Genomic DNA, 26519 nt, shown 5'->3' with positions numbered 1-26519 from the left:
TCATCCGTGTGCCGGTCCGGCACCGATACGGCCGCTGAACTTCGTTCACGTGTAGTCGTGTCCACGAATTCGTGGCGATCTCTTCACTTGTTACTCCGGTGTCAGCGGCTCCCATCGGGCCCTGACCGCACCGCAATTGGACATTCCCGCACCAACCTCACCGGGTGCATTCGGCCCCGGTGGACGCGTGTGGGGTCATGTGCCGCCCGTACGAACCAGTTGTGCAGGTTCGCTGAATTCAGTTTCGGGGGGCTGCACTTGTTCTCGCCTGCACGGTCTGACCTGGGGCTGGGGGCTCTGTTGAGCCGGTCCACTCAAGGCGTGACTCATGGTGACGGGGAAAATCCACTGTGAAGTCCTCCCGTAATACAGGCGCCTTAGGAGTGGTAAGGGCGAAATGACGTGTTCAAATGCTGAGACGTGCGCAAGGTGTGTGGAGGTGAATCTCCTCCGCGGGCGGCGTGCGGTCCGCGCGACGAATCCACAAGTGTCCGTGTACCGCTGCGACATGAGGGCAAGTCAGCCAAGTCCACAGGTCCACGGCGGAAATGGTGCTTTTCGGCTGCGGCGGCCGGGCGTGGGGGGCCCGGTGTGTGAACACGGTGGTGCCGGCGGATCGGGGGCATATGGGTCAGGCGCGGGTCCTCGGCCGGGGCGTGGGCGGCGCCCCGGAGCCGGGTCCCGCGTACGTGCGCGAGACCGCAGACGGGCCGGTCCTGCCGGTGCGGCTTTATCTCCTCGGGCGGACAAAGTCCAGAAAATCGGAGAACCGTGCAGAACCGTGACGAATGCAGAACATCTTCGTTGGAACGTCTGCAGGCAGGTAGTGGGCTCCCCCACGTTGGCGACCGAGGCCCCGGGCTCCCCGGGGCCTCGGTCATTGCCGCGCGCGGCCCGGGCGTCCTGATGTACTGAGGGGCCAGCCGGCACCGTCGTCCCACCGGAGCCCGCCCCGTGCGTCAGACCAGCTCTCCTCCGCCGCCGTATCTGAGACGAGCGCGCGTCGCCGTATCCGCCGTGTTCTTCGTGCACGGAGCGGTGTTCGCCTCCTGGGCCGCCCGTGTCCCTGCCGTGCAGGAGGAACTCCAGCTCTCCGCGGGCATGTTGGGCCTGGTGATGGCCGGGCCCGGCCTGGGGGCGCTCGCCGGCAGCCAGGCCGGCGGACTGACGGTGCACCGGCTGGGCAGCCGCGCGGTCAGCGCTTCGGCACCGGTCTCGCTGTGCGTGCCGCTGGCCCTCGTACCGGCGGGCGGTTCGGCGTGGACGCTCATGGCGGTGCTGGTGCTGCTCGGCGCCGCCGACGGATGCACATCGGTGGCCATGAACGCCCAAGCGGTCGTCGTGCAGCGGCAGTACGGGCGTACGGTGCTCAACTCCATGCACGCCATCCGCAGCATCGGTGCCGTCGCCGGAGGCCTGGCCGGCGTCGCCGGCTTCGCCGTCGGTCTCACTCTCACCGCGCAGTTCGTCGTCATGGCCGCCTTGCTCGCCGCGGTCTCCGCCGTCGCCGCGTGCGGGCTCCTCCCGGACGCGGGGGACGGCGGGAGCCGCGCGGACGACGAGGGGACGGGGGCGGGCTCGGGCGTGCGTACTACCGAGGAAGTGCCGGGGGAGGAGCCACGGCCGGGGCAGGCGAAGCCCGCGGGCGCGCGGCGCACATCCACCACCGTGCTCCTCCTCGCGGTGATGACCTTTCTCGCCGCACTCGTGGAGGACGCCCCCGCGTCCTGGAGCGGTGTGTATCTGCGTCACCTGGGCGCCGACGCGGCGACGGCCGCCGCCGGTTACGCGGCCTTCAGTGCCGGCAGCGTCGTCACCCGCCTCTTCAACGACCGGCTGGTGAACCGCCTCGGGTGGGTACGCCTGATCCGTACGGGCACCCTGTGCTGCGCCACCGTGCTCACGGCGGCACTGCTCATCGGGGCGCCCGCGGTGGCACTGGCCGGGTTCGTGGTCGCGGGGGCGGGGATCAGCGCGGTCTTTCCCGGTGCCTTCACGGCCGCCGGTGCGCTTCCCCGTCCGGCGCCGGCGATGGGCCAGATCGGCTTCGCGGGCAACCTCGGCTGGCTGCTCGTCTCACCGCTCGTCGGAGGGCTGGCGACGCTCGCCGGGCTGCCTGCCGCGCTCGGGCTGCTGCCGCTCGCCGCGCTTGCCATCGCGGTGCTCGCACCGGCAGTACGCTCGCGCCCCGCCTGTAGCACAGGTCACACACGCGCTACCGGCGAGTTGCGTTGAACGGAAAACTTCTGCGCACGGAGCTATTTGGCAAGCGGTTGTTCTGTCATGCTCATGCTTTGTCAGTCCCCGATGTCTGGACCGCCTCTCCCCCCACGGAGGTACGAAATGCGTCGAAGACTCGCCGCGGGCGCCATCGTTTCGTCCGCAAGTCTCCTCGCCCTCATCGGCACCGCGACAACCGCTGCCGCGGACCCGGCCGACAAGCCCCAGGTCCTCGCGAGCTGGACCCAGACCGACGCCGGAAGCCAGAGCGCCTTCCTGGCCGCCCGTGCCGACCAGGGCGCATGGGCCGACTACAACTTCGACTGGTCGACCGACGTCTGCTCCTCGTCCCCTGACAACCCGTTCGGATTCCCCTTCGAGAACGGCTGCATCCGGCACGACTTCGGCTACCGCAACTACAAGGCGCAGGGCACCTTCGAGGCCAACAAGGACCGGGTGGACGACGCCTTCTACGAGGACCTCAAGCGCGTATGCGCCGGATACGACGGCGCGAAGAAGGAGTCCTGCGACGCACTCGCATGGACCTACTACCAGGCCGTGGTGATCGTGGGCGTCAAGAAGGGCAGCCCGGTCGGCTGACGCCGCCGGACTGCGAGCCACGACTGCGAGCCACGGCGCAACAGTGCGCGGGGCGCCGCCTGGTGGCGGCGGCGCCCCGCGCACTCATTTCATGGGCCACGGTCGCTGATCCGGCCCACGGCCGGCCGGGTCAGACGCTGTCGGCCAGCTCCATGCGCCCCTGCATGCGTGCGCAGCTCGCGCAGCAGAAGAAGCGCCCTTCGGCCTGCAGGCCGTGCCCCAGGATGCGGCACCCGCAGTTCTCGCAGATCGGCGCCATCCTCTGCGCGGCACATTCGAAGCTGTCGAAGATGTGCACCGCGCCTGCCGCCCGCACTTCGAAGGTGTATTCGTAGTCGTTCCCGCAGACCTCACATACGGCCATCTCATGGCTCCTCGGGTGGTGTGGATGGTGGACGGTGGAAGAGCGGACGCATCGTCCGGCACCGGTCGGCACGGACGAGTGGTGCATAAGGGGCGCGGGTAGCACGCCCCGGCGCGCTCAAACCCCGGCGTAAGGGGGGTGCGACGGGGCCGCGAGGGTGAGCCGGCGGTCCCGGAGCCCTCGGCTGCGCCGGGACGGACCCGCGGCGTGCGTGCCGGGGCCGGTGGGCGGGGCCGGTGGGGCCGGGCAGTGGGTGTCCGCTGGGGCCGGGCGCAGCGGGTGTCCGCTCCCTCCCGGCCCCGGCCCCGGCCCCGAGCCCGAGTCCGGGCCCCGGCCCCTGGCCGTCCCCGCCACCGCGGGTCCGCGGGCACAGGAAACGCCCTGTCCGGCGGGGAGACCCCACCGGACAGGGCGCAGTAGTCCCTTGCGCTTCCCGCCGGGCCGTTACTCGACGACCTTGATGCGGTCCGCCTTCGGCGGCTCCAGCGGGTCCGACTCCGAGGAGTGCTCGCCGAAGTACGCCTCCAGGGCCTCCAGATCGGACTTGCCGACGAGCTTGTCCTTGCCGTCCTTGAAGACCGGGAAGCCGTCGTTGCCGCCCGCGAGGAACTCGTTCATCGCGACGCGGTAGGTCTTGTCCGCCTCGAGTGCCTTGCCGTCCAGCTTCACGGAGTCCGTGACGATCCGGTCCTTGCCGGACTTGGTCATGTCGAGCGTGTAGCTGAAGCCCTCCGAGACCTGGAGGATCTTCGGCGACTTCTCGTTGGCGCCACTGACCTGCTGCTGCAGTGCGGTGATCAGCTGCTCACCGGTCAGGTCGATCGCCGTCATCATGTTGGTGAACGGCTGCACCGTGAAGCCTTCGCCGTACGTCACGACGCCGTCGCCCTCGCCGTCCGACTGCTTGTGCACGAGGTCGGAGCGGATGCCGCCCGGGTTCATCAGCGCGAGCTGCGCGCCGCCCTTGTCCTCCGGTGCCATGAACTCCAGCTGCGCGTCACCGATCAGGTCACCGAGCGGGGACTCGGGCGACTCCGCGCCGCGGCCCGGGACGTCGTCGGAGATGTAGCCGATCGGCTTGTCCGCGATCGGGTCCGCGAGCTTGCCCCAGCGCTTGATGAGCGCGGTCATGTCCTTGGCCTTGGCCTGCTCCCGGCTCACCACGTGGTTGGCGCTCTTCACGCCCGTACGCACGATGTCGCCGCTACGGCGGTCGTAGGTGAGCGTGGTGTCCGTGTAGAGCTTGCCGAACGAGGACGCCGAGGTGACCGTGCGCGGGTCGCCCGCCGGGTCCGGGATGGTGCACGCGTACGCCTCGTGGGTGTGGCCGGTGACCAGCGCGTCCACCTTGGGGGTGATGCCCTTGGCGATGTCGGTGATCGGGCCGGAGACGCCGTCGCCCGGACCGGGGCTGTCGCAGTCGTAGTTGTACTCGGGCTTCTCCGGAAGTCCGCCCTCGTGGATGAGCGCGACGATGGACTTCACGCCCATCTTGTTCAGCTTCTTCGCGTACTTGTTGACGGTCTCGATCTCGTCGTGGAACTTCAGGCCCTTGATGCCCTCTTCGCTGACGATGTCCGGCGTGCCTTCGAGCGTGACGCCGATGAAGCCGATCTTCACGCCCTTCTTCTTCCACACCGTGTAGGGCTTGAGGATCGGCTTCTCGGTCTTCTCGTCCGTCACGTTCGCGGCGAGGTAGGGGAAGTCGGAGCCCTTGAAGACCTTGCCCTCCTCGGAGCAGCCGTCCTTGGGGTGACAGCCGCCCTCCTGGAGGCGCTGGAGCTCCTTGCGGCCCTCGTCGAACTCGTGGTTGCCGACGCCCGCGACATCCAGGTCCATCTTGTTGAACGCCTCGATGGAGGGCTCGTCGTGGAAGAGTCCCGAGATCAGCGGGCTCGCGCCGACCAGGTCGCCGGCCGCGGCGGTGACGCTGTAGGGGTTGTCCTTGCGTGCCTTGCGCAGTGAGCTCGCCAGATATTCGGCGCCGCCCGCTGCCACCTTCTCCGTGGAGCCGTCCGGCTTCAGCCGGGAGACCTCGCCTGAAGAACCGGGGGGCGGCTCGATGTTGCCGTGGAAGTCGTTGAACGAGAGCAACTGCACGTCGACCGTGCGTCCTTGGGCGTGCTGCCCTTGGGCCTTCCCGCTGCGGGCGCCGTCGCCGCTCTCCGCGCCGGCGGGCAGCGCGGCGGCGAGCACGCCGACGGCGGCGGCCAGCGCGGCCACGCCGGTGGTCAACCGGCCGATGCGTCTGCGCCCTTGTGGTTTCACGGTCATCGAGTTCCCCTTCGTGGACTGCGCGAGCGCTGGCAGCCTACGGTCAACGCGCGTAGTCCGTCAGGAGTGTTGCGGTAACGACAGGGTTGCGGGAAGGGGATCTGCCGGTGGCAGAGGTGCCTGCGCTTGCCGGTGGCCGCCCGGTACGGACCCGTCCGCCGGGTCCGTACGTCCCTTCTGTCCGTTCCTCCGTCCCGTCCGCACTGATGTCGTCGCGATGTCGTCGCGAGGGACGCCGAGGCCGGGCCGAGGCGCTAACCTCGGCTCCATCCGCGCGGACGGCACGAGCCAACTGCCCTTCAGGGCACGACTCGTGGCACTCGTGGCGTCCTTCCGAGAGGGGCACAGTTGAGCAGTGAGGGGCCGGGGCACCGTACGTCCGAGGACGTACGGGACAGGATCGACACCAGCATCACGCACACCGCCCGGGTGTGGAACTACTGGCTGGGCGGCAAGGACCACTACGAGGTGGACCGGGAGACCGGCGACCAGATTCGCAGGCTCCACCCGGGCATCGGTGAATACGCACGCGCCGACCGGCGTTTCCTCGGCCACGCCGTCACACATCTGGTGGGCGAGCTCGGGATCAGGCAGTTCCTGGACATCGGCACGGGCCTGCCGACCGCCGACAACACGCATGAGGTCGCCCAGCGGATCGCGCCCGACAGCCGGGTCGTGTACGTCGACAACGACCCGATCGTGCTCGTACACGCGCAGGCTCTGCTCACCAGCACCCCCGAGGGCAGGACGTCCTACCTGGACTGCGACCTGCGCGACGTCGACACGATCCTCGAACAGGCAGCCGCGACACTCGACTTCAGCCGTCCCGTGGCCCTGATCCTGCTCGGCGTGGTCATCTTCATCGAGGACGACGAGGAGTCGTACGGCATCGTGCGGCGGCTCATGGACGCCCTGCCCTCCGGCAGCCACCTCGTCCTCTCGCACACCATCACCTCACCGGCGATGCCGGACGTGGACGACGCCGTCGCCTTCTGGAACGCCAACGGCACGCCCAAGCTCACGCAGCGCACCCCGGCGCAGGTCGAGCGCTACTTCGACGGGCTGGAGCTGATGGCTCCGGGCGTCGTCTCCTGCTCGCGCTGGCTCCCGGGGGCGCCGCTCGACGTGGAGGACGTGGCGATGTTCGGGGGTGTGGGGAAGAAGGCGTAGCCGGCGCTTGCCGGGCAAAGGCGCGTCGCGTCCGTTCCGACCCGCCGGCGGTGCGGCCGTTTGCAGCGGAGCGGGGAGGGCTGCCCCGGCAGCTCAGTCGAATGCGCCGGCCAGATAGGCGTTGCGGATTCTGATGAGGCGAGGCATATAGCGGCTCAGGAGGAGCCTGTCGACGATGCGTCCGACAGGCCCCAGTGGTGAAGCGAAGTCGATGACGTCTCTCATGACGGTGCCGTCGGCGCCGTCCGGCTCGAAGTGGTGGGCGTGACGCCATCGCTTGAAGGGCCCCGAGTCCTGCTCGTCCACGAAGCATCGGGGCCGGTCATAGGAAGTGATGCGTGCGGTGAGTCGCCAGGTGAGGCCGAGGTGGCGGGCCTGGAAGGTCACCGTGTCACCGAGCGACAGCTCGCCACGGGTCTTGCCGCCAACCGCTCGCTCCGACGAGTCGGCCATCGAGCTGGTGTGGGCCTCCACGTCCAGGCATTTCGCGAACACCTGGTCCGGAGGTGCGGCGACGGCCGTCACGACCTCGAAATGCTGCACAAGCTCAGTCTAGAAGCAGGGTGGTCCGGGCCCTTGGGCCCGGGCCGGGCGCTCATCTCATCTCGGGACCGGGCGGCAGCCCGAGCGGCTGCCGTTCATGATCCAGTCGCTCTGGCGCACACAGGTGGGCGCAGGCGTTGAGCCGTATGGCGGCGAGATCGCGCGGGGGCCGCCGCGGCACCATATATGTGGGTTTGTCGACTTTCTCCGAGAAAGCGAGAGCCCACCATGAGCACGTACATACGTCAGGCCGCCCTCGTCACCGCCACGACAGTGCTGCTGGGAATCGTCGCCGGATGCGGCACCCAGCGGAACCCGCGTCTTGAGGGGGACGACCGCCGCGACGATGCCGCTGCGAAGAGTGAGGCGTCCGCCGCGGCCTCGCACCGGCCGTTCACCCTCGTCGCCACCGGCGACATCCTCTCCCACGACTCCGTCATACGTCAGGCCCGCCAGGACTCCGGCGGCTCCGGCTACGACTTCCGCAAGATGCTCGCCGGCGCCAAGTCCGTCGCTTCGGGCGCCGACCTGGCGATATGCCACATGGAGACGGTCTACGGCCGCTCAGGCGGGCCCTTCACCGGTTACCCCGCCTTCAAGACGCCCCCGGACGTCGCCCGGTCCATCAAGGACACCGGTTACGAGAGCTGCTCCTCCGCCTCGAACCACACCATGGACGACGGAGTGGACGGCGTGCGCCGCACCATCACCGCCATGGACGAGGCAGGACTGAAGCACGCGGGGTCCGCCGACTCGGCTCGCGCCGGAAGCCGTACGACGATGATGAAGGCGGGCGGAGCGAAGGTCGCCCAACTCGCCTACACCTACGGCACGAACGACATACCCGTACCGAAGAACAAGTCGTGGGCCGTCAACCTCATCGACCCGAAGCGGATCATCGCCGACGCCCGCGCCGCGCGCCGCGCCGGCGCCGACATCGTGGTGACGAGCATGCACTGGGGAACAGAGTGGCAGCAGGCCCCGGACAGCGACCAGAAGAGACTGGCGAAGCAGCTCACGAGCTCCCGGGACGGCAGCGGCCGCAAGGACATCGACCTCATCATCGGCACCCACGCACACGTTCCGCAGCCCTACGAGAAGGTCAACGGCACGTGGGTCGTGTACGGGATGGGCGACCAGCTCGTCGGGAAGATGAGCGACAAGCGCGGAGCGATGAGCTCGGCGGCCCGCTTCACGTTCGTACCGCCGAAGGCCGGGGCGGACGCGAAGAAGGCGCCGGAGAAGCCGGCGGAGCCGGAGGAGTCGGCGGCGAAGCGTGACGCGAAGTCCGCGAAGTCCGCGGGCAGCCGGGGACGCCAGGGCGAATGGAAGGTGAAGAAGGCCGAGTTCATCCCCTTCTTCGTCCAGACGACGCCGCGGATCAGCGTCGTCGACCTCAGCCAGGAGAACGCCCGCGACGCGGGTGCCGGGCGTGCCGACGCCTACCGCACCATCCGTGAGGCGGTCCTCAGCAGGGGCGCGGCGAAGGACGGCCTCCGCATGGGCCACTGACCCCACGGACGCACTGACGCACTGAGGTGCGGAGACACTCAGATCCTCCGCACCGCGGGCGAGCCCGGGCCGGCCGGTCGCCGGCCAGGTCCGGGCTACCGGCCGCTTTCCGGCTCACCGGACGGCCGGGGCGGCCCGCGTCCGTCCAGGCCGAAACCGCATGCGGCGACGGCGAGTTGGACGCGATTGCGGCTGCCGGTCTTCGTCATCAGGCTGGCGATGTGTGACTTCACCGTGGTGACGCCGATGAAGAGCCGCTCGGCGATCTCGGCGTTGGAGCGGCCGGCCACGACGCATTCGAGGACCTCGCGTTCGCGGCCGGTGAGCGCCACCGCCTCGGCCCGCCCGGCCGGGGGGTGTTCGGCCGCGACGGCCCGCCGGACGAGACGGCGCAGGACGTGCGGGCTGAAGGGGCTCCCGCCGTCGGCCGCCAGCCGTATCCCGTCGAGCAGCTCCTCGGGTGCGGTGTCCTTGGCGAGGAACCCGCACGCTCCCGCCTCCAGCGCGGGATACAGGTGCTCGTCGTCGTCGAAGGTGGTGAGCACGAGGACGCGGACCGACGGACGTGCTCCCAGAATCCGGCGCGTGGCGGTGATCCCGTCGACGCCGGGCATACGCAGGTCCATCAGCACCACCTGCGGCGCCAGCTTCTCGACGAGCGCGACGGCTTGACGTCCGTCCTCCGCCTCGCCCACGACCTCCACCCCGTCCGCGGCCGTGCAGAGCATGCGCAGTCCGGCCCGTACGAGCTGCTGGTCGTCGACGACGAGGGTGCGTATCACGGCGCACTCCGGGAACCCTGGGCGCTCCGGGCGCCTTGAGGACTCTGAGAACCCTGAGCGTTCCGGGCACCGGCAGCCGCCGGCGCAGGTGCCTCCGGCAGCACCGCGCGCAGCGTCCAGCCGGGCCCGTCCGGACCGACGCACAGCTCGCCGCCGAGCAGTTCGAGACGTTCGCGCATCACGAGGAGTCCGTGGCCGGGTTCCGGCGCGGGAGTCAGGCGCGACGCGTCGGTGCCCCGCCCACCGTCGTCCCTCACCTCGACCCGCGCCCGTCCCCGTCCGTCGCCCTGGAGAACGAGCCGTATGTGCACACCCGGTCGCGCGTGCTTGAGTACGTTCGTCAGGCCCTCCTGCACCAGGCGCAGCGCGGCATGCCGGCAGGCGGTGTCCAGCCGCTCGACCGTCTCCGCGTCCACGGCGGTCTCCACGCTCGCCCCTGCCTGCCGGCTGCGTTCGACGACGGTCTCCAGCTCCGCCGAGAGCGCGGACGCCGTCAGCAGTACGGGCTCTCCCGCGCTCTCGGGATCCCTCAGCACGGACACGAGCCGGCGCAGGTCCGCAAGGGCCTGGCCGCCGATGGCGTGCACGTCTTCCAGAGCCTCGTCGACCCGGGGATCGAAAGACGGCACCACATGCCGTACGACGCCCACGCGCAGCACGACGGATGCCACGTGGTGCGCCACGACGTCGTGCAACTCACCTGCCACGGCGGCCCGTTCGTCGGCCCTGGCCACCTTCGTCTCCCACGCCCTGCGCTGCTCGGCCTCCTCCGCCCGCCGTTCGGCCTGGGAGGCCAGTTCGCGCTGGGAGCGCAGGAACGAGCCGAGCAGCAGCGGAAGCCCCGTATCCACCAGCAGGACAAGGGCGTTGGCGGCGAGCGGGTAGTGGGGGATGAAGTTCACCGCGCTCGCGGCGCCCAGTGCGACGGCGCTCCACCACATCCTCCGCCGCGGGCACCGCAGTGCGACCTCCCCCAGGGCCACGCACGCCAGGATCTGCGCGACCCCGCCCCCGATCTTCGCGGTGGCCGCCACAGAGGCGACGACCAGGGCGCACTGGAACAGGAGCACCGTCACAGGACGGCGGCCCCCGGCCGGCACCAGTGCCGCCGAAGCCACCGCCAGCAGCCAGTCCGCGGCCGACGGCTGGATCTGCGGCACATGGAGCAGGCCGACGAAACCGACGGCTCCGGTCATGGGCAGCAGCCGCACCCATCCGTACCCCGGGACATGGGTGCGCAATGAGCGCAGGGACTCACCGATCGGCCGCACAGGGCGAACGTAGCCCCGGCCCGGGGCGTCCGGCGTCCTCCCGGGGGAGGGGCCGCCCTCCTACTTCAGGCCGCGGGAGAGGCCGGATGCACGGGGCGGTCGGCGCGGCCCGCGCCGAGACTGACGGCGACAACGCCTCTGCGCGGCCTCGGAGAGACATGGACCGCGCGAATCCGGAAGGACGCCGAGACCTTGCGATCCAGGAAGCTTCCACCCCGTCTGATCACCGGCGTCAGGCTCTTGCTCTTCGTCGTCTTCGCCGGATACGGCACCGTGAAACTGCTCGGCGGACAGTACGACTACGGGGACTGGGAGATCTCCAACCACACGGCGGACGGCACGAGCGTGGTGTGGGCCTTCTACGGCTACTCCGAGTTCTACGGCCGGTTCACGGGCCTCTACGAACTTCTCCCCGCCCTGCTGCTGCTCTCGCGCAGAACGGCAACGCTCGGTGCGCTGGGGCTCTTCGCGGTCTCGCTGAACATCACGGTGATGGACTTCGCCTACGGCTATCCGATGGTCAAATACTTCTCGCTCGTCTACACGCTCCTCTGCCTCTTCCTGATCGCCCAGGACCGCGACCGCCTCCTCGCCGCCTTCTGGCACGGGCCTGCCCGGTCCCCGGGCAGGACGCCCTGAGGAAGCGTTTGCGGCAACGGGCACCTCGGTGCTGCGGTGTTGCAGGGTGCTGTCGTGCTGCACGGTGCCGCGCGAGCCGGCGCCGGCGCGGGAGGCCCTGACGGGAGCCCCCGCGCCGGCCGCCGCGCTACGGCTTCCTCGCCACGCCGCCGTACTGGTCGACTTCCTCGGGTCCCCCGACGGGCTCCGTCTCCGGGCGCCAGCGCGGGCAGGACACCACTCCTGGTTCCAGCATCTCCATGCCGTCGAAGAAGCGGGTGATCTGTTCCGGGCTGCGCAGGATGTAGGGGACCGAGCCGCCTTCGTTGTAGAGGCGCAGTGCCTCCACGTACGCCTCGCTGGTGTCGGTGCTGTCGTACTGGACGAGGTAGCTGCCGGAGGGCAGGGCGTCCACGAGGCGGCGCACGATCGAGCGTGCCTCGTCGTAGTCCTCGATGTGGCCCAGGATTCCCATCAGCATGAGGGCGACGGGCTGTGAGAAGTCGAGGGTGTCCGCGGCCTCCCGCACGATCGTGTCGGGGTCGTGCAGGTCCGCGTCCACGTACTGGGTGACGCCCTCGGGGGTGCTGGTGAGCAGGGCACGTGCGTGTGCTAGTACCAGGGGGTCGTTGTCGACGTAGACGATGCGTGCCCGCGGGTTGACCGACTGGGCGATCTGATGGGTGTTGTCGACGTTGGGCAGGCCGGTGCCGATGTCGAGGAACTGGGTCACTCCAGCTTCGCCCGCCAGATGGCGCACCGCGCGGGCGAGGAAGTAGCGGGCCGCGCGGGCGCCGTCCTCGATGTCCGGGTAGATCTGGCGGAACTCGTCACCGGCGCGCTGGTCGACCTCGTAGTTGTCCTTGCCGCCGAGCCAGTAGTTCCAGATGCGGGCCGAGTGCGGCACGGTGACGTCGATCTTGGCTTGGACTTCCGGGTCGCGGGTGGGCTCGTCCGACATGGAGTACCTCTTCTCGGGAGTGGGCCGGGCTCTGCGCCGTCACGATCGTAGAGGCCAACTGCCCTGCCGATGAGGGAGTTTGCGGGCGTGACGAGCGCGGGCCCGCCCGCGTCCCCGGCCCGGCCGCGGCGGTCCGGCCCGCACGCGGAGCGGTGAGGACGGTTCCGATTAACCCCGTTACGACCGATCCGACCCGAACCGGCGTTGTTCCCGGGGTTCTTCTGGTTTCCCGTCGTTTCTGAGTTTCCTCTGATTTCTCTCGGTGGCCGCTGTTGCCAAGGTGGGCAACACTGTCACCCAGGTGTGCAGAATTGTTCCTTTTGGTCTGCGATTTCTGCGGGTGAAGCCGCCGCGATTTGCCGTGCCCGGAACGTTCGCGGGCAATGCCGGGCAGCATCCGCCAGGTTCCGCTCACCAGCGGCGACAGAATGCGAGTGCCGAAGACGCGGCTGGAAGACGACCCCCGTACCGCCCGGATCACGCCCACTCCGCCGATTGCTGCAGGAACGAATCGCTTGGCACGTACATCCGGTAAAGCGGCAGGTCAAATACGTAAGAAATTTGAGCCAACGGTCCGGGCGCCGGCACTCGCCCCGCGTTCTCAACTTCCCTCAGCCCGCGCTTCCCACGCAGGGTGACGGCATCTACACTGACGCCGCGTCAACCGGCTCCACTTCTCATCGATATGTGAAAGCTGCGGTCAACCTATTGAGTACCCAATCTTTAACTGGCCGGACAGGGTTCAGACGTCAGACGGTGTGGCCCGCCGCCCTTTTACTGGCGGCTGTCGCGGTCATCGCGCAGATGGTCAGCTGGTGGACGCGGTCTCCCGCCGTAATGGCGAGCGGATCGGTCGCGGCCGTTGCGCTGCTGGCATGTCTGCCGCACCTGTGGCGGATGCACCGCGCGGACATCGACCATGCCGACCGCTCCGCTGAGCAGGCCGAGCATGCACGACGCGCCGCCGACGCCCAAGTCGCGTCGGAGAGGGCGCACTTGACGGAACAGTGGCAGACCTGGTCGCAGTCGCAGTTCGAGGCTTTCCACGAGTCGGTGGACACATGGTGCCGCGATCTGCGCACCGTGCTGACCGAGCGGCGGAAGCCGGAGGTCTCACTCCCCAGCCTGAGCCCGCAGACGGCGAAGCTGCTCAGCGGCGCACTCGACGAGGTCGACGAGGAGCTCGTGGACGTCCAGGACGCCTGCGAGCACGCGATCGTCTTCCTGGCACAGCGCCTGCAGACGGGCGGCCTGCAGATCCAGGAGAAGGCCGGCGGCCTGATGGACCGGCCCGAGCCGGGACTGCCCGAACTCGGCATCGAGATCGACCACTTGGCGACCACGTTCGCCCACCACGCGCAGAGCCTCCGCATCCTCGGCGGCTCGTGGACCGGCCAGCAGTGGCAGGAGACGGTCCCGCTCACGGACATCGTCCGTGCCGCGGGCGGCCAGATCACCGACTACCAGCGTGTGGTGATCGGCGGCGAACCCGACCTGGGCGTCAAGGACTTCGCAGCCGAGTGGCTCATCCACCTCGTCGCCGAACTCCTCGGGAACGCGACCACCTACAGCCCGAGCAGCAAGGAGGTCACCGCGCAGCTCGAGGCCGTGCCGTCGGGAGCGGTCATCCAGATCGACGACCGGGGCACCGGCATGACGGAGGCGCGCCTCCAGAAGGCCCTGGAACTGGTCGCGGGGCAGCGCGACGTCAGCATCCGCGATCTGCAGACGCCGCAGGTCGGCCTGGCGGTGGTCGGCAACATCGCGCGGCGCCTGAAGCTCCGTGTGAGCCTGGGACGTTCACCGTACGGGGGCATCCGTGCCGTCGTACTCGTGCCCATGGACCTGCTCGAAGCGATCGACCCGGTGTACACGATGCCCGTACCGGAAGGCACCGCAGGCCCGGCGGTGGACGAAGAGCCGGCCGAGCGTGCCGAGCGTGCCGAGCGTGCCGAGCGTGCCGAGCGGCGGCAGGAGAGCCCCCTCCCCGTCCGCAACCGGGCGCAGCGCGAGTCCTTCGCGCCCGCGCCGGCTCCCGAGCCCGAGCCGGCTCCCGCACTCGCCCCCGAACCCTCCGGGACCGGCGAGTCCCCGTCGGACGCCGAGCCCCCCGCGGTGGGACTGCCGCGACGGCGCTCCCCGCGTCACCAGCGCCCGGAGGCTCCCGCGGAAGCACAGCAGAACAGCATCGGCAGCGAGGACGACCCGGAGGCCGCCGCTTCGTTCATGAGCTCCTTCGTGCTGGGGGGCCGGACCTCTTCGCCCGATGACGAAACCGATTCGCCCCAGGGGGACGACGCCCGATGAGTCACGAAGCAGCTACGCACGACCAGTCCTGGATGCTCAGTGACGTAGCTGACGTCCCCGGTGTCCAGCACGCGGTGGTCCTCAGCGCCGACGGCCTCGTCCGGGCCCGCACCAGCGAACTGGGCATCGACGAGGCCGACACCCTGGCCGCGGCGGCGGCCGGGCTGCAGTCGCTGGGCATCAGCCTGGCGGGGCGCTTCGGCGAAGGGGGACTGAAGCAGCACATGGTCGAGTGGAAAGGCGGTTTTCTCTTCCTGCGCGGCGCCGGCGACGGTTCGAGACTCGCGGTGATCACCAGCAACAAGGTCGATCCGGGAGTGATCGCCTCACAGATGGTGCTGCAGGTGCAGCGGTTCGGCGACCACCAGGGCAGTCCTCCGAGGAGGCACTCCGTAACGTGACCGGACCGAGAGGACCGAGAAGGGGACCTGTACGCCCCTACGTGCTGACCGGCGGCCGTGCCCGTCCCCGTCAACGGCTGGCCGTGGAGACACTGCTGGAGACCGTCGACCCCGAGGGCACCGATCTCCCGGTGACCGCGAGCAGGCAGGAACGGATGCTGTGGCGGATGTGCCGGCACAGACTCTCCGTTGCGGAGTCCGCCGCGCACCTGGGCCTCTCGGTCAGCGTCGTCACGATCCTCGCCTGCGACCTGATCGACGCCGGCTACCTCGTCACACGTTCTCAGGTCCCCAAGGCGCAGCTTCCCGACGTGCACATACTCCAAGAGGTACTGGATGGACTCCGCAGACAACTCAGCGCCTGACGGGCGCTATCTGGCCCCCACCGTCGACCAGGCGCTGAAGATCCTCGTCGTCGGCTCGTTCGGGGTCGGCAAGACGACGCTCGTGGGGAGCGTCAGCGAGATAGACCCGCTGCGCACCGAGGAGACCATCACCCAGGCCAGCACGGGCGTGGACGACCTCTCCGGCCTCTCGGGGAAGACCGCCACGACCGTCGCGATGGACTTCGGGCGTATCACGCTCAACTCCAGGATGGTCCTGTACCTCTTCGGCACACCGGGGCAGCGGAGATTCTGGGACCTGTGGGAGGGGCTGGTCATCGGCTCGATCGGTCTGCTGGTCGTCATCGACACGCGCAGGATCGAGGACAGCTTCGAGATCCTCGACCAACTCGACGTGCGCAGCCTTCCGTTCGCCGTTGCCATCAACCAGTTCCCGGACTCCGTCCGCTACGAGGAAGCGGACCTGCGTGAGGCCCTCGATCTGCTTCCGGAGACCCCGCTCGTACACATCGACGCCCGTAGCCACCATTCGTCGACGCAGGCGCTGATCACCCTCGTCGAGTACGCCGCCCGCATCAAGGCCCAGGAGAAGGTTGCGTGACCACACCGGCACCGACGCGCCCGTACGGCTCGGAGAAGCTCGTCTCGCTGACGGAGATAACCCAGTCCCGGGACCCGCACAGCATCTACCACCAACTCCGTCTGCAGCACGGCCCGGTGGCACCCGTCGAACTGGAACCCGGAGTGCCCGGGTGGCTGGTGATGGGTGTGGACCAGCTGCGCATCATCACCGAACGCGAGGCGCTCTTCTCGCGGGACGCCCGCAACTGGCGCGACCTCAACGACGGAATCGTCTCGCCCGACTCGGGGCTGCTGCCGATGATGGCCTACCGGCCCAACGTCATCGGCGCCGACCAGCAGGAGCACCGGCGTCTGCGCCAGCCGCTGGACGACGGAGTCGGACGCATCAACCACCGCGCGCTGCGCCGTCAGGTGCAGCGGATCTGCAGTGAACTCATCGGCAGTTTCGCCCAGTTGGGCAAGGCGGACCTTGTCGCGGACTACGCGGCGTACGTGCCGATGCTGGCCGTCGCGAGCCTCTTCGGGCTGGACACCCGTCAGGGCCACGAGCTGCGGGCCGCTCTGATCGCGCTGTTCAGCAGCCAGACCGACTCCCAGGTCGGAAACCGCAGCTTCGAGCAGATCCTCTTCGACACGCTGCGGGAGCGGCAGCAGAACCCCACGGAGGATCTGACGACCGCCCTGATGAACCACCCGAACCTCCAGGACGATCCCGAAGTGCTCCAGTCCATGGTGGTGATGATCTCCGCGGGGAACGAGACCACCACGTGCTGGATCGCCCACACCCTCTACCGGATGATCACGGACACCTCGTTCGACGACCGTCTGCGCAGCGGCCAGCTCGGCGTCGACGACGCGCTCGACGAGGTGCTGTGGCGCGAACCGCCGATGACGCACATGCCCGCACGGTACGCGCTGCGCGACATCGAGCTCGGCGGCCAGTCCATCCGCCACGGCGACGTGCTCATCCTCGGGCTGTCGGCGGCCAATTCGGACCCGGCGCTCGCGCCGGGCGGACGGCGTCCGCCCAACAACCGTGCGCACATGGCCTATTCGGCGGGTCCGCACATGTGCCCGGCGCAGGACACCTCGCGCGTGATCACCCGTACCGCCGTGGACACCGCGCTGCACCTGCTGCCGGGCCTGCGGCTCACCGTCACGCCCGGCGAGATCAGCTGGAACCCCTCGCCCTGGACCCGCTGCCCGACCCAATTGCCCGTCGAATTCGCCGTTCCTCACGAGATCACCGCGCCGCCCGCAGCCCCCCGCCACATTGGAGAGACCGCATGACGGCAGACCAGGCATCGCCGACGTCCGGCGTACCGACCCTCGAACTCGACCCGCACGGCCGCGACCACATGGGAGAGGCCGCGAGACTGCGCGGGCTGGGACCGGTCGTGCGCGTCAAGCTGCCGGGCGACGTGGAGGCGTGGAGCGTCACGCGCCACGACCTGCTGGGCAAGCTGGTGATGGACCCGCGCATCTCCAAGGACTGGCACAACTGGGGCGCCATGCAGCGTGGCGAGATCCCCGACGACTGGCCGCTGATCGGCATGGTCAAGGTCACCAACATGGTCACGGCGGACGGCGCCGAGCACCGCCGGCTGCGCAAGCTCGTGAGCCAGACCTTCACGGCACGCCGCGTGGAGGACCTGCGTCCCGGCACGACCGAGATCGTCGAGAACCTGCTGGACGCGCTGCCCTCGCACGCCGACGCAGACGGCACCGTCGACCTGCGCAAGCACTTCGCGTACCCCGTGCCGATGCAGGTCATCAGCGACCTCTTCGGCATCCCCGACCACGAACGGCCGGAGCTGCGCGAGGCGGTGGACAAGATCTTCCGCTCCGACCTCTCGCCCGAGGTGGTCGGCGCCAACCAGATCGCCGTCTACCAGCTTCTCGCCCGCGTCGTCGAACTCCGCGGCAGGGAACGCGGGGACGACCTGACCAGCGCGCTCATCTCCGCGCGTGAGGCGGAGCCGGACGCGCTGACGGAGGAGGAACTCGTCGGCACCCTCCTCGTGATGCTCTCGGCGGGCCACGAGACGACGCTCAGCCTCATCGTCAACGCCGTACGGGCCCTGCTCACGCACCCCGACCAACTGGCCCTCACCCGGGGCGAGAAGGACATGTGGCCCGAGGTCGTCGAGGAGACGCTGCGGTGGGAGGCGCCCATCGGCAACTTCCCCTTCCGCTACGCGACGGAGGACATCGACGTCGCCGGCGTGACCATCCCCGCGGGCGAACCGATCATGGCGCCGTACAGCGCGGTCGGCAGGGACCCGCAGCAGCACGGTCCGGACGCGGACAGCTTCGACATCGCCCGTGAACAGGCACGGCACCTCTCCTTCGGGCACGGCGCCCACGCCTGTCTCGGGGCACCGCTCGCACGGCTGGAGGCCACCATCGCGCTGCGTGAACTCTTCGCGCGCTACCCGGACATGATCCTCGGGGCCGTCCCGGGCACCCTCGATCCGGTGCCCTCGATGTTCTCCAACAGCGTCACCACGCTGCCCGTGCGGCTGGGGAGGCCCGCCGGGTGAACCGGGCGGGGAGCGGCGGACGGAGCGGCTGACCCCGCGCCGTCCGCCGTCTCCCTGTCCCGGGCCACCGGCCCGGGGCGTCCCGGAACGGGGCCGGTTCGCCGGCCCGGTCGTACGTGGAGGGGGAACAGCGCCGCCGAGCGCCTGTCCCGCGTACGTACCGAAGAACGCACGTCCGCACGTAGCAGCTGCCAGAAGCACCACCCCAGGTTCTTCACGGAAGGCGCGACGACCATGCTCGACGGACAGGATCGCCCGGACAGAACTGCACCGCCCGGCCCCCCGCCGCGCCCGGGCCCGGCGGGAAGCCGCAGCAGACCACCCCGCCGCGGCCGGCCCGGCGGGCGACGCAGGGAGGCGGCCGCCGGAACCGTCACGGGGCCGCACGAGGCAGCGCTGGAGAGCCTCGAAGGCTGGCTGGCGTCACGGGGCCAGGGTCACGACCCGCTCGCCGAACAGCACCGCTGGGCGCTGCTGCCGCCCGGCAAGCTGCTGAGACCGGTGCTGCTGATGGAGTCGGCGGCGGCCGTCGGCGGCAGCATCGAGCAAGTCCGGCCCGTGGCAACGGGGTTCGAGCTGATGCACGCCGGCAGTCTCATACACGACGACATCATCGACGGGGACGAGGTGCGGCGCGGGCGCGAGGCCACCCACTGCCGCTACGGCGTGGACCGCGCCGTCGTCGGTGCCGACGCTCTCTTCTTCGCCGTCTTCGCGACGCTGGGGGAGTGCCGCCGGCGCGGCGTCCCCGACCGGCTGATCGCGGACGCCACGGCGGTCATCGCCGAAGCCGGACTGCGCATCACCCGCGGTGCCACGCTGGAGCTGGATCTCAGCGGCACGCTCCACGACGACACCGACGCGTATCTGGAAGTGGCACGGCTGAAGACCGCGGCCCTCCTGCGCGCGGCATGTCGCACGGGTGCCGTACTGGCCGGCGCGACCGCCGAACAGACCGCCGCGCTCACGGAGTTCGGGGAGGCGCTGGGAATCGCGTTCCAGATACGGGACGACCTGCTGCCGTACGGACGCGAACGCCGGCCGGGGACGAGGACGGAGACCGCGGCCGCCGGGAAGCCGCGCACCAGCGATCTGCGCAACGGCCGCCCCGTCCTCCCGCTGCTGCTGGCCCACCGGTACGGCGACGACGCCGAGCGGGCGCTCCTCGCAGAGCTGCTCGGCGCCGGGCAGGAGCGGTCAGGGGAGCGGTCGGGGGAGCGGGCGACGGTCCGCGCGTACGCCTCGCAGGAGGCCGGGGCGGATGAGGAGTCCCGGCAGGAACGCCTGCATCAACTCCTGGAGCGCACCGGTGCGTTGAAGGCCGCGCAGCACACCGCCGACACCCATCTGGACCGCTGCCGCGAGGCCCTCGAAGCCCTGCCGCCCAGTTCGCACCGGCAGCGTCTGGCCGCGCTGGCAGCCCGGTGCCACAGCCGCCGGCAGGCCGGGGACGAGGGGGCCGGGCGATGACGACGACCACCCGCCCGTCCGGGAAGGCGGCACCGGCCACCGCGGGAGCCGTCCTGTGGCTGCCGCGCCGGATCTGGCGCGAGATCTTCATCAGCTACCGCTTCAACAGCAACGACCTGTGGTCGACCGTCGTACCGGCCTCCTGTTTCGCCGCCGCGGCCGTCCGGTACGCGGGACTCGGGCCGTACGAAGCCGCGGTGACCCTCGCGGGTGCCGTGCCCTACTTCTGGCTCTTCATCTACGGATCGAGCCTCATCAACCAGATCACCGGAGTGGAGGAGGACCGCCTCAACAAGCCCTTCCGGCCACTGGTCACGGGCGACAGCAGCTTGGCCGGGGCGAAGCGCCGGCTCGCCGCCGTCCACGTCCTCTTCCCGGCGCTGGGCTGGCTCCTGGGCGTACTGGAGTGGGCACTGCTGTGGCAGCTGCTCTTCATGCTCCACTACGCGTGGGGCGGGCACCGTCACTGGTTCGCCAAGAACCTGCTGATCGCGCTCGGTGTCGTCGCGCAGCTCGCGGCGGCCTGGCAGATGGCGGCGCCCGTGACGGCTGCCGTGTGGCCGTGGATCGTCACCATGTGCGCGATGACGTTCCTGATCATCGGCGTGCAGGACCTGCGGGACGTGGAGGGCGACCGGGCCCTGGGCCGCCGCACGATGCCGATCGTCCTGGGTGATCTGCCGTGCCGCGTCTACTTCGCCGCGAGCTTCGTGGGGCTGCTGCCCGTCACACACCTCGTGATGGTGGCGCCCGCCGGGTTCCACTGGTGGACGGTCGCCATAGACGCCGCGCTGGCCGGGCTGAACCTGCTGCTGGCGGCCCGGGTGCTGCTGCTGCGCACACCTGCGCAGGATCACCGCACGCAGCGGGTGGTGGAGTGGTGGTACACCTTCGTGCTCGCCACGGCGGTCGTGCTGCTGTGACGAGGCCGCTCACGTGACGTCGGGGCGCGGGGGCGGGCCGATCGCCCCCCGCGCCCCGGCGCCCGTCTGAGAGGTCCGCCGCCGGGTACGCGGGTACGCGTCACACGGAACCGGACCAGCGACGCGACACCTTGAGGAGCGCCACCGCATGTCGAAGCCACCGCTTCCCGACGCCGCAGCCGATGTGCTGAAGAAGGCCAACCCGGCCGTCGTCACGACGCTGCGCCCCGACGGCCAGCCCGTCTCCGCGGCCACCTGGTACCTGTGGGAGCAGGGCCGCGTGCTGGTCAACATGGACGAGGGCCGCAAGCGGCTGGAGCACATCCGGGGCGACCCCCGCGTCACGCTCACCGTGCTCGACGAGAGCAACTGGTACACGCACCTCACCCTCATCGGACGGGTCGCCGAACTCCGTGACGACGAGGGCCTGACCGACATCGACCGGCTCGCCCGGCACTACCTCGGCAAGCAGTACCCGCAGCGGGACCGCCGCAGGGTGAGCGCCTGGATCGAGATCGACCGCTGGCACGGCTGGGGATCGATGAAGGACAGCGGCCAGGCGGGCTGACGCCCCCGGCCCGCGCCGGTGTCTACCGCCGGCCGGTGTCTACCGTCCGCCGCGGCGTCACCGTCCCTGCCGCGGCGCGCGGTTGAGAAGCCCCTCCCCGAACGGGGCTAACCCCGCCCCTTCCGCACGTACATCACCGTCCGGCCGGGTACGCGGGGACTCCCAGCACCAGTGCGCACGGGTGCACACCAGCACCGCAGCAGGAGGGAGCCGGACATGGCCAGCGCGGACGAGGAGGCGGTCACGACGGTCACGGGCCGCGCTGCCCGGGGAACGGTGGCGCAGCGCCTCATCGACGACCACCTGGTCGAGGGCGAGGCGGAGCCGGGCCGCGAGATCGGTCTGCGCATCGACCAGACCCTGACGCAGGACGCCACCGGCACGCTGGTGATGCAGGAACTCGAGTCGCTGGGCCTGGACCGGGTCCGTACCGAGGTCAGCGTCCAGTACGTGGACCACAACATCCTCCAGGCCGACGAGCGCAACGCCGAGGACCACGCCTTCCTGCGCTCCGCCGCCCGTCGATTCGGCCTCTGGTACTCCAAGCCGGGCAACGGCGTCTCGCACCCCACACACATGCAGCGCTTCGGTGTGCCCGGCAAGACCCTCGCCGGCTCCGACTCCCATACGTGCGCGGCGGGTTCGCTCGGCATGCTCGCCATCGGCGTCGGCGGCCTGGAGGTGGCGCTGGCCATGGCGGGGCGGCCCCTGTACGTACGCATGCCGCGGATCTGGGGCGTGCGGCTGACGGGGGAGCTGGCGCCCTGGGTGAGTGCGAAGGACGTCATCCTGGAGCTGCTGCGCCGGCACGGCGTGAAGGGCGCCGTCAACCGCGTCCTCGAATACCACGGCCCCGGACTCGACTCGCTCACCGCGATGGACCGGCACGTCATCGCCAACATGGGTGCGGAGCTCGGCGCCACGGCGAGCGTCTTCCCGTCCGACGAGGCCGTACGGACGTTCCTGCGAGCCGAGGGGCGCGAGGAGGACTTCACCCCTCTCGCGGCTGAACCCGGCGCCGTCTACGACCTGGACGAGGAGATCGACCTCTCCTCGCTCGAACCCCTGATCGCCCGCCCGTCCTCGCCGGGCAACGTGGTGCCCGTACGGGAGGTGGCCGGCCGGCCCGTCGACCAGTGCGTGATCGGCTCCTCCGCCAACCCGGGGCTGCGCGACTTCGCCGTCACCGCCGCCATGGTCGCCGGGCGGCGCACGGCCGACGGCGTCAGCCTCGACATCAATCCGACGTCACGCGAGATCCTCCAGGACCTCACCCGCGGCGGCGGCACCTTCGACCTCGTCGCCGCGGGTGCGCGGCTGCACCAGAGCGGCTGCCTCGGCTGCATCGGCATGGGCCAGGCGCCGGCGGTGGGACGCAACTCGCTGCGTACCTTCCCCCGCAACTTCCCCGGACGTTCGGGCACGGAGGAGGACTCCGTGTGGCTGTGCTCCCCGGAGACCGCGACCGCGTCCGCTCTGACCGGCGTCATCACCGACCCCCGCGACTGGGCGGCCGACGCCGGGGCCGAGGCACCGCAGATCACGCTGCCGGAGCGCGCGAGCGTGAACAGGCAGATGCTGGAGGCGCCCCTTCCCTTCGAGGAGGCCGTCAACGTCGAGCTGGAGCGCGGGCCCAACGTCTCGGCGCTGCCCGTGCTCGACGCGCTGCCGGACACGCTGGAGGGCCCGGTGCTGCTGAAGACGGGCGACGACGTCTCCACCGACGAGATCTCCCCGGCGGGCGCGCGGGCGCTGCCGTACCGCTCGAACATCCCCAAGCTCGCCGAATTCACCTTCACCCGCCTCGATCCTGACTACCCGCGGCGGGCGGCAGAGTTGGCTGCAGCGGACACGGGGGGCGGGCACTTCGTTGTCGGCGGCGACAACTACGGCCAGGGCTCCTCACGCGAGCACGCCGCGATCACGCCGCGCCACCTGGGGCTGCGTGCCGTCGTCGCCAAATCCTTCGCACGCATCCACTGGCAGAACCTCGTCAACTTCGGTGTGCTGCCGCTGGAGTTCCAGGACGGCGGCGACAGCGAGCGGATCAGCACGGGCGACGTGCTGCGCCTCGACGGGCTGCACGAGGTCTTCGGCCCCGACGGGGACGCGCGAGGCACGGAGCTGCGGCTGCGGAACGTCACCCGCGACGAGGAGTACGCCGTGCGGCACCGGCTCTCCGCCCGGCAGCGCGAGGCCGTACGGGCGGGCGGCATCATCCCGGCACTCGCCGCGGCGGACCCGGCGCGGTAACAGGCGGGCCGTCCTCCGGCCACCGGGATTCCGCGAGGCTTCCGTGGGCCACCGGGCTTCCGCCCCTCGTCCGTGCCGCGTCTACCGGGCCTCTTCGCGGCGCCTGCGCGGTCTGCTCGGCAGGGACACGTGGATGCGTTCGGCGACCCTGGCCAGCAGGGGATGGCGGTCCGACGTCTCGTGCGTGTAGCGGTCGAGTTCCTCCGCGAGCCGCGTGGAGCGCTTCTCCACGTCCAGTTCGTCGAGCATCCTGTCGATCTCGGCGAGCAGGGCGCCGTGCAGCTGCCACTGGCGGGGGTGGTTCTGCACGCCGGTGAGAAGCAGGTGAGCGATCCGGTCGCGGGCGTCCCGGGCGCCGGCGAGCTCCTCCACCAGCCGGGCCTCGGCCGTGTCCGCGTCGGAGCTGACGTCGCTGGTGATGAGGACGGCGAACGCCTTCACGGCGCCCGCCAGATGTGCGAAGAGCTCCTCCAGGGCGGCGGCCTCCTGGGGCGGGAAGAGCGGTTCGTTCAGCCGGCTCCTGGCGAGGTCTGTGAGTGTACGGGCCGTGACGCGGAGCACCACCACACAGATCTCCAGAGTGTCCAGGCCGGTCCGCAGTACGACCCGGGAGAGCAGGCCCTCCTTGACCCGGGGGTTGAGCTTCAGGCTCTCCTCGGCCTGCGCGAGCGAGGCGTCCACCTGCACGATGTCGTGGTCGAGGCGGCGTGCCTCCTCCAGCCGCGCCGCTGCGTCCTCCACCGGGGTGTGGCCGCCGAGCTCCTCGCCGATCCGCCGGAGCAGGCTGCGGAGGCGGCCGGCGAGGTCCTCGATGGACTCGCTCGCGGAGCGTGTCCAGACCGGCGGCACGAAGACCACGTTGAACAGCAGGCCCACCGCCGCGCCGATGAGCGTCTCCACCACCCGGTCCAGGGCGGTCTCCGCGACACGGCCCACGCTCACACCGAGGACGAGCATGGCGCTGATGGCGACCTCCGGCACGAACTCCTTCACCCGTACGAGATGACCGGCCGTCAGGGAGGCGAGGATCAGCACCCCCAGAGACCACCAGCTCAGCCCCACCAGAGTGCTGAAACCGACGGCGACCAGCACCCCCGCCACCACGGCGTTCACGCGCCGGACGCCGCGGGTGAGCGTGGCGTAGAGGGTGACCTGGACGACGAGGAGCGTGGTCAGCGGAGCCAGCAGCGGAACCTGGGCCTTGCTCAGCCAGAGAGCGGCCAGGTAGCTGAGTACGGCTGCCGCGGTGGACCGGAGGGTCTGGGTGACCGCGGGTTCGTTGCGGCGCCGGACGAGTTCGGCGAGGGGTTCGGGAACAGCCGGCACGCGGTGGCCCTTCCCGCTCCCGCACGGAAGCGGGCGCACGCCGGGCGCGTGCCACCCGAGTGGGCTTCGCCGCGGCCCTCCGTGGGGTGAGGAGAGCGGAGTGTCCCGGACGCCGCCGAGGGTCGGTACGTAATAAGGATCAGCCACTGATCTGCTGCGTCCGGCACGGGCGCGAGGGTGATGTCACATGAATCCCGTACGCACCGGGCGCCCCGTTCGTGCTTCTTCGCGCAGGCGTACACCGCCGCGGCGGCGGCAGGCTTCAACCCGGGGGGCGCAGGCGGGGGGACCGTCCGCAGCGCCCCGGTGCTCCGTACGGCGGGACACCGGGGACCCGCCCGCCCGCCCGCTCGCTCGCGAGTGCTGAGGACTGGAGCCATGACCAGAAGCGGACCGCAGAAGTACCCGGGTGCATCCACCTCGTACTGGTACGGCAAGAAGTATCCGGGCTCGGCGATGGAGACGAACGTCGTCGTCTGGCACTCCACCGAGGGCAGGAGCCTGCCGTCCTACGGGGGCGGCGGCTCGGCTCCCAACCTCACCGCCGTGCCCGACTTCGCGGCGGAGCGGCTGAAGTGGTATCAGCACTTCGACTTCGACGTCTCCAGCCGTGCCCTGGTGAACAAGGCGGGCGGCGTGGAGACGAACACGCTGAACGTGTGCCAGGTCGAGCTGGCCGGTACGTGCGACCGCAGGAATGCCGAGACGTGGAGGCTCGGCGGCCGCACGTACAGGGCGGGGACCGACTACCTCTACACCGGCGACCTGCCGGGCTGGGCCGTGCGCGATCTCGGGGCGTTCTGCCGGTGGGCAGGCGAGAAGCACGGCGTACCGCTCTCCAGCGGACTGACCTTCAAGACGTACCCGGACTCCTACGGCGCCAACGGCGTGCGCATGTCCGGGAGTCGCTGGAGCGGATTCCGCGGACACTGCGGGCACCAGCACGTACCGGAGAACGACCACGGCGATCCGGGTTCGTTCCCGATGACCGCCATCCTGAACGCCGCGAAGGGCGGCGCCCCGGACAGCGAGGAGGGCGACGGGATGCCCAGGCACAACAACCCGAAGGTGAAGGCCGCCAAGGGCCGCGTCGCGAACGACTGGCACACCCTCACCTTCACCAGCACGCCTCTCAGCGGCGGAGCGCACTACTCCGGCACGGTCTTCTTCCGGCTCAGGGGCGTCCCCGCGGGCGCCTCCGTCCAGGCCCGGTTCTTCGAGACCACAGGAGGCAGGCGGTCCAAGACGGGCGACATCGTCGAGCGGGCCGGCACCGAGGGCGACACGTTCGTCGACCTCAGCAACGCCGGTGCCTACTGCGACGCGAAGGCGACACTCGGCGCGGAGTACGTCGTCTTCGACCCGCGCGGCGGACGGCACGACCTGGTCTCCGGCCTCGGGCAGATCAACTACTGGAAGTGAGCGCGGTGAGCGCCGCCCCGGCCGCGTGCGTGCATGGCCGCCCGGGGGCTCCGGCCCGCGGCGTA

23 protein-coding genes are annotated in these 26519 nt (G+C 70.3%); 16 read left to right on the top strand and 7 right to left on the bottom strand.

Going from position 1 to position 26519, the window contains the following annotated elements; all coding sequences use genetic code 11:
- The first annotated feature begins 954 nt into the window (after positions 1–954).
- Together AN215_RS08785 and AN215_RS08780 are read left to right on the top strand one after the other, a co-directional pair.
- Positions 955–2235 carry an MFS transporter gene (locus AN215_RS08785; RefSeq protein ID WP_079122827.1) on the top strand — a complete coding sequence of 427 codons (1281 nt, stop codon included), beginning with the start codon at positions 955–957 and terminating at the stop codon, positions 2233–2235.
- Between the two features lie 108 nt (positions 2236–2343).
- A complete protein-coding gene (locus AN215_RS08780; RefSeq protein WP_070013143.1) occupies positions 2344–2820 on the top strand; it encodes a phospholipase in 477 nt (158 codons plus the stop codon).
- A 130-nt stretch (positions 2821–2950) separates the two neighbouring features.
- Here AN215_RS08780 and AN215_RS08775 read toward each other — a convergent pair whose 3' ends face one another.
- On the bottom strand, positions 2951–3184 hold the full coding sequence (locus tag AN215_RS08775; protein ID WP_070013144.1) for a hypothetical protein: 234 nt from the start codon (positions 3182–3184) through the stop codon (positions 2951–2953).
- A 444-nt stretch (positions 3185–3628) separates the two neighbouring features.
- A complete protein-coding gene (locus AN215_RS08770; RefSeq protein WP_070013145.1) occupies positions 3629–5458 on the bottom strand; it encodes a bifunctional metallophosphatase/5'-nucleotidase in 1830 nt (609 codons plus the stop codon).
- A 348-nt stretch (positions 5459–5806) separates the two neighbouring features.
- Here AN215_RS08770 and AN215_RS08765 point away from each other — a divergent pair, with 348 nt between their 5' ends.
- The gene (locus AN215_RS08765; protein ID WP_070013146.1) at positions 5807–6628 is read left to right on the top strand and encodes an SAM-dependent methyltransferase; all 822 of its coding nucleotides are present in this window, start codon (positions 5807–5809) and stop codon (positions 6626–6628) included.
- 93 nt (positions 6629–6721) lie between these two features.
- Here AN215_RS08765 and AN215_RS08760 read toward each other — a convergent pair whose 3' ends face one another.
- The gene (locus AN215_RS08760; RefSeq protein WP_070013147.1) at positions 6722–7171 is read right to left on the bottom strand and encodes an SRPBCC family protein; all 450 of its coding nucleotides are present in this window, start codon (positions 7169–7171) and stop codon (positions 6722–6724) included.
- Positions 7172–7399: 228 nt separating this feature from the next.
- On the opposite strand from AN215_RS08760, the gene AN215_RS08755 reads away from it, so the two are divergent.
- Entirely contained in the window at positions 7400–8683 is a 1284-nt protein-coding gene (locus AN215_RS08755) for a CapA family protein (protein ID WP_070013148.1), read from the top strand.
- Between the two features lie 95 nt (positions 8684–8778).
- Here AN215_RS08755 and AN215_RS08750 read toward each other — a convergent pair whose 3' ends face one another.
- Positions 8779–9465: a response regulator transcription factor gene (locus AN215_RS08750; protein WP_070013149.1), complete on the bottom strand. Its 687-nt coding sequence runs from the start codon at positions 9463–9465 to the stop codon at positions 8779–8781.
- The gene (locus AN215_RS08745) at positions 9462–10736 is read right to left on the bottom strand and encodes a sensor histidine kinase (RefSeq protein WP_139140705.1); all 1275 of its coding nucleotides are present in this window, start codon (positions 10734–10736) and stop codon (positions 9462–9464) included. Before AN215_RS08745 ends, AN215_RS08750 begins: the two co-directional genes overlap by 4 nt.
- 192 nt (positions 10737–10928) lie before the next feature.
- On the opposite strand from AN215_RS08745, the gene AN215_RS08740 reads away from it, so the two are divergent.
- Positions 10929–11375 (top strand): hypothetical protein, encoded by a 447-nt coding sequence (locus AN215_RS08740; protein WP_139140704.1) that lies wholly within the window; start codon positions 10929–10931, stop codon positions 11373–11375.
- Positions 11376–11502: 127 nt separating this feature from the next.
- Here the strand turns inward: AN215_RS08740 and AN215_RS08735 are convergent, their stop codons facing one another.
- On the bottom strand, positions 11503–12315 hold the full coding sequence (locus AN215_RS08735) for an SAM-dependent methyltransferase (protein WP_070013152.1): 813 nt from the start codon (positions 12313–12315) through the stop codon (positions 11503–11505).
- Positions 12316–13152: 837 nt separating this feature from the next.
- On the opposite strand from AN215_RS08735, the gene AN215_RS08730 reads away from it, so the two are divergent.
- The 10 genes from AN215_RS08730 (at position 13153) to AN215_RS08685 (ending at position 23706) form a co-directional block, all read left to right on the top strand.
- Entirely contained in the window at positions 13153–14622 is a 1470-nt protein-coding gene (locus AN215_RS08730) for an ATP-binding protein (protein ID WP_070013153.1), read from the top strand.
- Positions 14619–15023 carry a roadblock/LC7 domain-containing protein gene (locus AN215_RS08725; RefSeq protein ID WP_070013154.1) on the top strand — a complete coding sequence of 135 codons (405 nt, stop codon included), beginning with the start codon at positions 14619–14621 and terminating at the stop codon, positions 15021–15023. The genes AN215_RS08730 and AN215_RS08725 overlap by 4 nt, the downstream gene beginning before the upstream one ends.
- Complete coding sequence (locus AN215_RS08720) at positions 15020–15388, top strand: DUF742 domain-containing protein (protein ID WP_070013155.1); 369 nt, start codon at positions 15020–15022, stop codon at positions 15386–15388. Before AN215_RS08725 ends, AN215_RS08720 begins: the two co-directional genes overlap by 4 nt.
- Positions 15360–15968 carry a GTP-binding protein gene (locus AN215_RS08715; RefSeq protein WP_070013156.1) on the top strand — a complete coding sequence of 203 codons (609 nt, stop codon included), beginning with the start codon at positions 15360–15362 and terminating at the stop codon, positions 15966–15968. Before AN215_RS08720 ends, AN215_RS08715 begins: the two co-directional genes overlap by 29 nt.
- Entirely contained in the window at positions 15965–17239 is a 1275-nt protein-coding gene (locus tag AN215_RS08710; RefSeq protein ID WP_420856219.1) for a cytochrome P450 family protein, read from the top strand. The genes AN215_RS08715 and AN215_RS08710 overlap by 4 nt, the downstream gene beginning before the upstream one ends.
- Positions 17236–18492, top strand: coding sequence for a cytochrome P450 family protein (locus tag AN215_RS08705; protein ID WP_070013157.1), 1257 nt, complete (start codon positions 17236–17238; stop codon positions 18490–18492). Before AN215_RS08710 ends, AN215_RS08705 begins: the two co-directional genes overlap by 4 nt.
- Positions 18493–18726: 234 nt before the next feature.
- A complete protein-coding gene (locus AN215_RS08700) occupies positions 18727–19962 on the top strand; it encodes a polyprenyl synthetase family protein (protein ID WP_070013158.1) in 1236 nt (411 codons plus the stop codon).
- The gene (locus AN215_RS08695) at positions 19959–20885 is read left to right on the top strand and encodes a UbiA family prenyltransferase (protein ID WP_070013159.1); all 927 of its coding nucleotides are present in this window, start codon (positions 19959–19961) and stop codon (positions 20883–20885) included. Before AN215_RS08700 ends, AN215_RS08695 begins: the two co-directional genes overlap by 4 nt.
- A 148-nt stretch (positions 20886–21033) precedes the next feature.
- Entirely contained in the window at positions 21034–21453 is a 420-nt protein-coding gene (locus tag AN215_RS08690; protein WP_070013160.1) for a PPOX class F420-dependent oxidoreductase, read from the top strand.
- Positions 21454–21669: 216 nt separating this feature from the next.
- The gene (locus tag AN215_RS08685; protein ID WP_070013161.1) at positions 21670–23706 is read left to right on the top strand and encodes an aconitate hydratase; all 2037 of its coding nucleotides are present in this window, start codon (positions 21670–21672) and stop codon (positions 23704–23706) included.
- Positions 23707–23787: 81 nt separating this feature from the next.
- Here the strand turns inward: AN215_RS08685 and AN215_RS08680 are convergent, their stop codons facing one another.
- Positions 23788–25032 (bottom strand): FUSC family protein, encoded by a 1245-nt coding sequence (locus AN215_RS08680; RefSeq protein WP_070013162.1) that lies wholly within the window; start codon positions 25030–25032, stop codon positions 23788–23790.
- A 378-nt stretch (positions 25033–25410) separates the two neighbouring features.
- Between AN215_RS08680 and AN215_RS30035 the strand changes: the two genes are divergently transcribed.
- On the top strand, positions 25411–26454 hold the full coding sequence (locus AN215_RS30035) for a hypothetical protein (protein WP_070013163.1): 1044 nt from the start codon (positions 25411–25413) through the stop codon (positions 26452–26454).
- Positions 26455–26519 lie beyond the last annotated feature (65 nt).

Source organism: Streptomyces abyssalis, from assembly GCF_001751365.1.
In the GTDB taxonomy this organism is placed as follows: domain Bacteria; phylum Actinomycetota; class Actinomycetes; order Streptomycetales; family Streptomycetaceae; genus Streptomyces; species Streptomyces abyssalis.
Note: the sequence above shows the minus strand (reverse complement) of the source record. Positions and strands in the feature narration are given on the sequence as shown.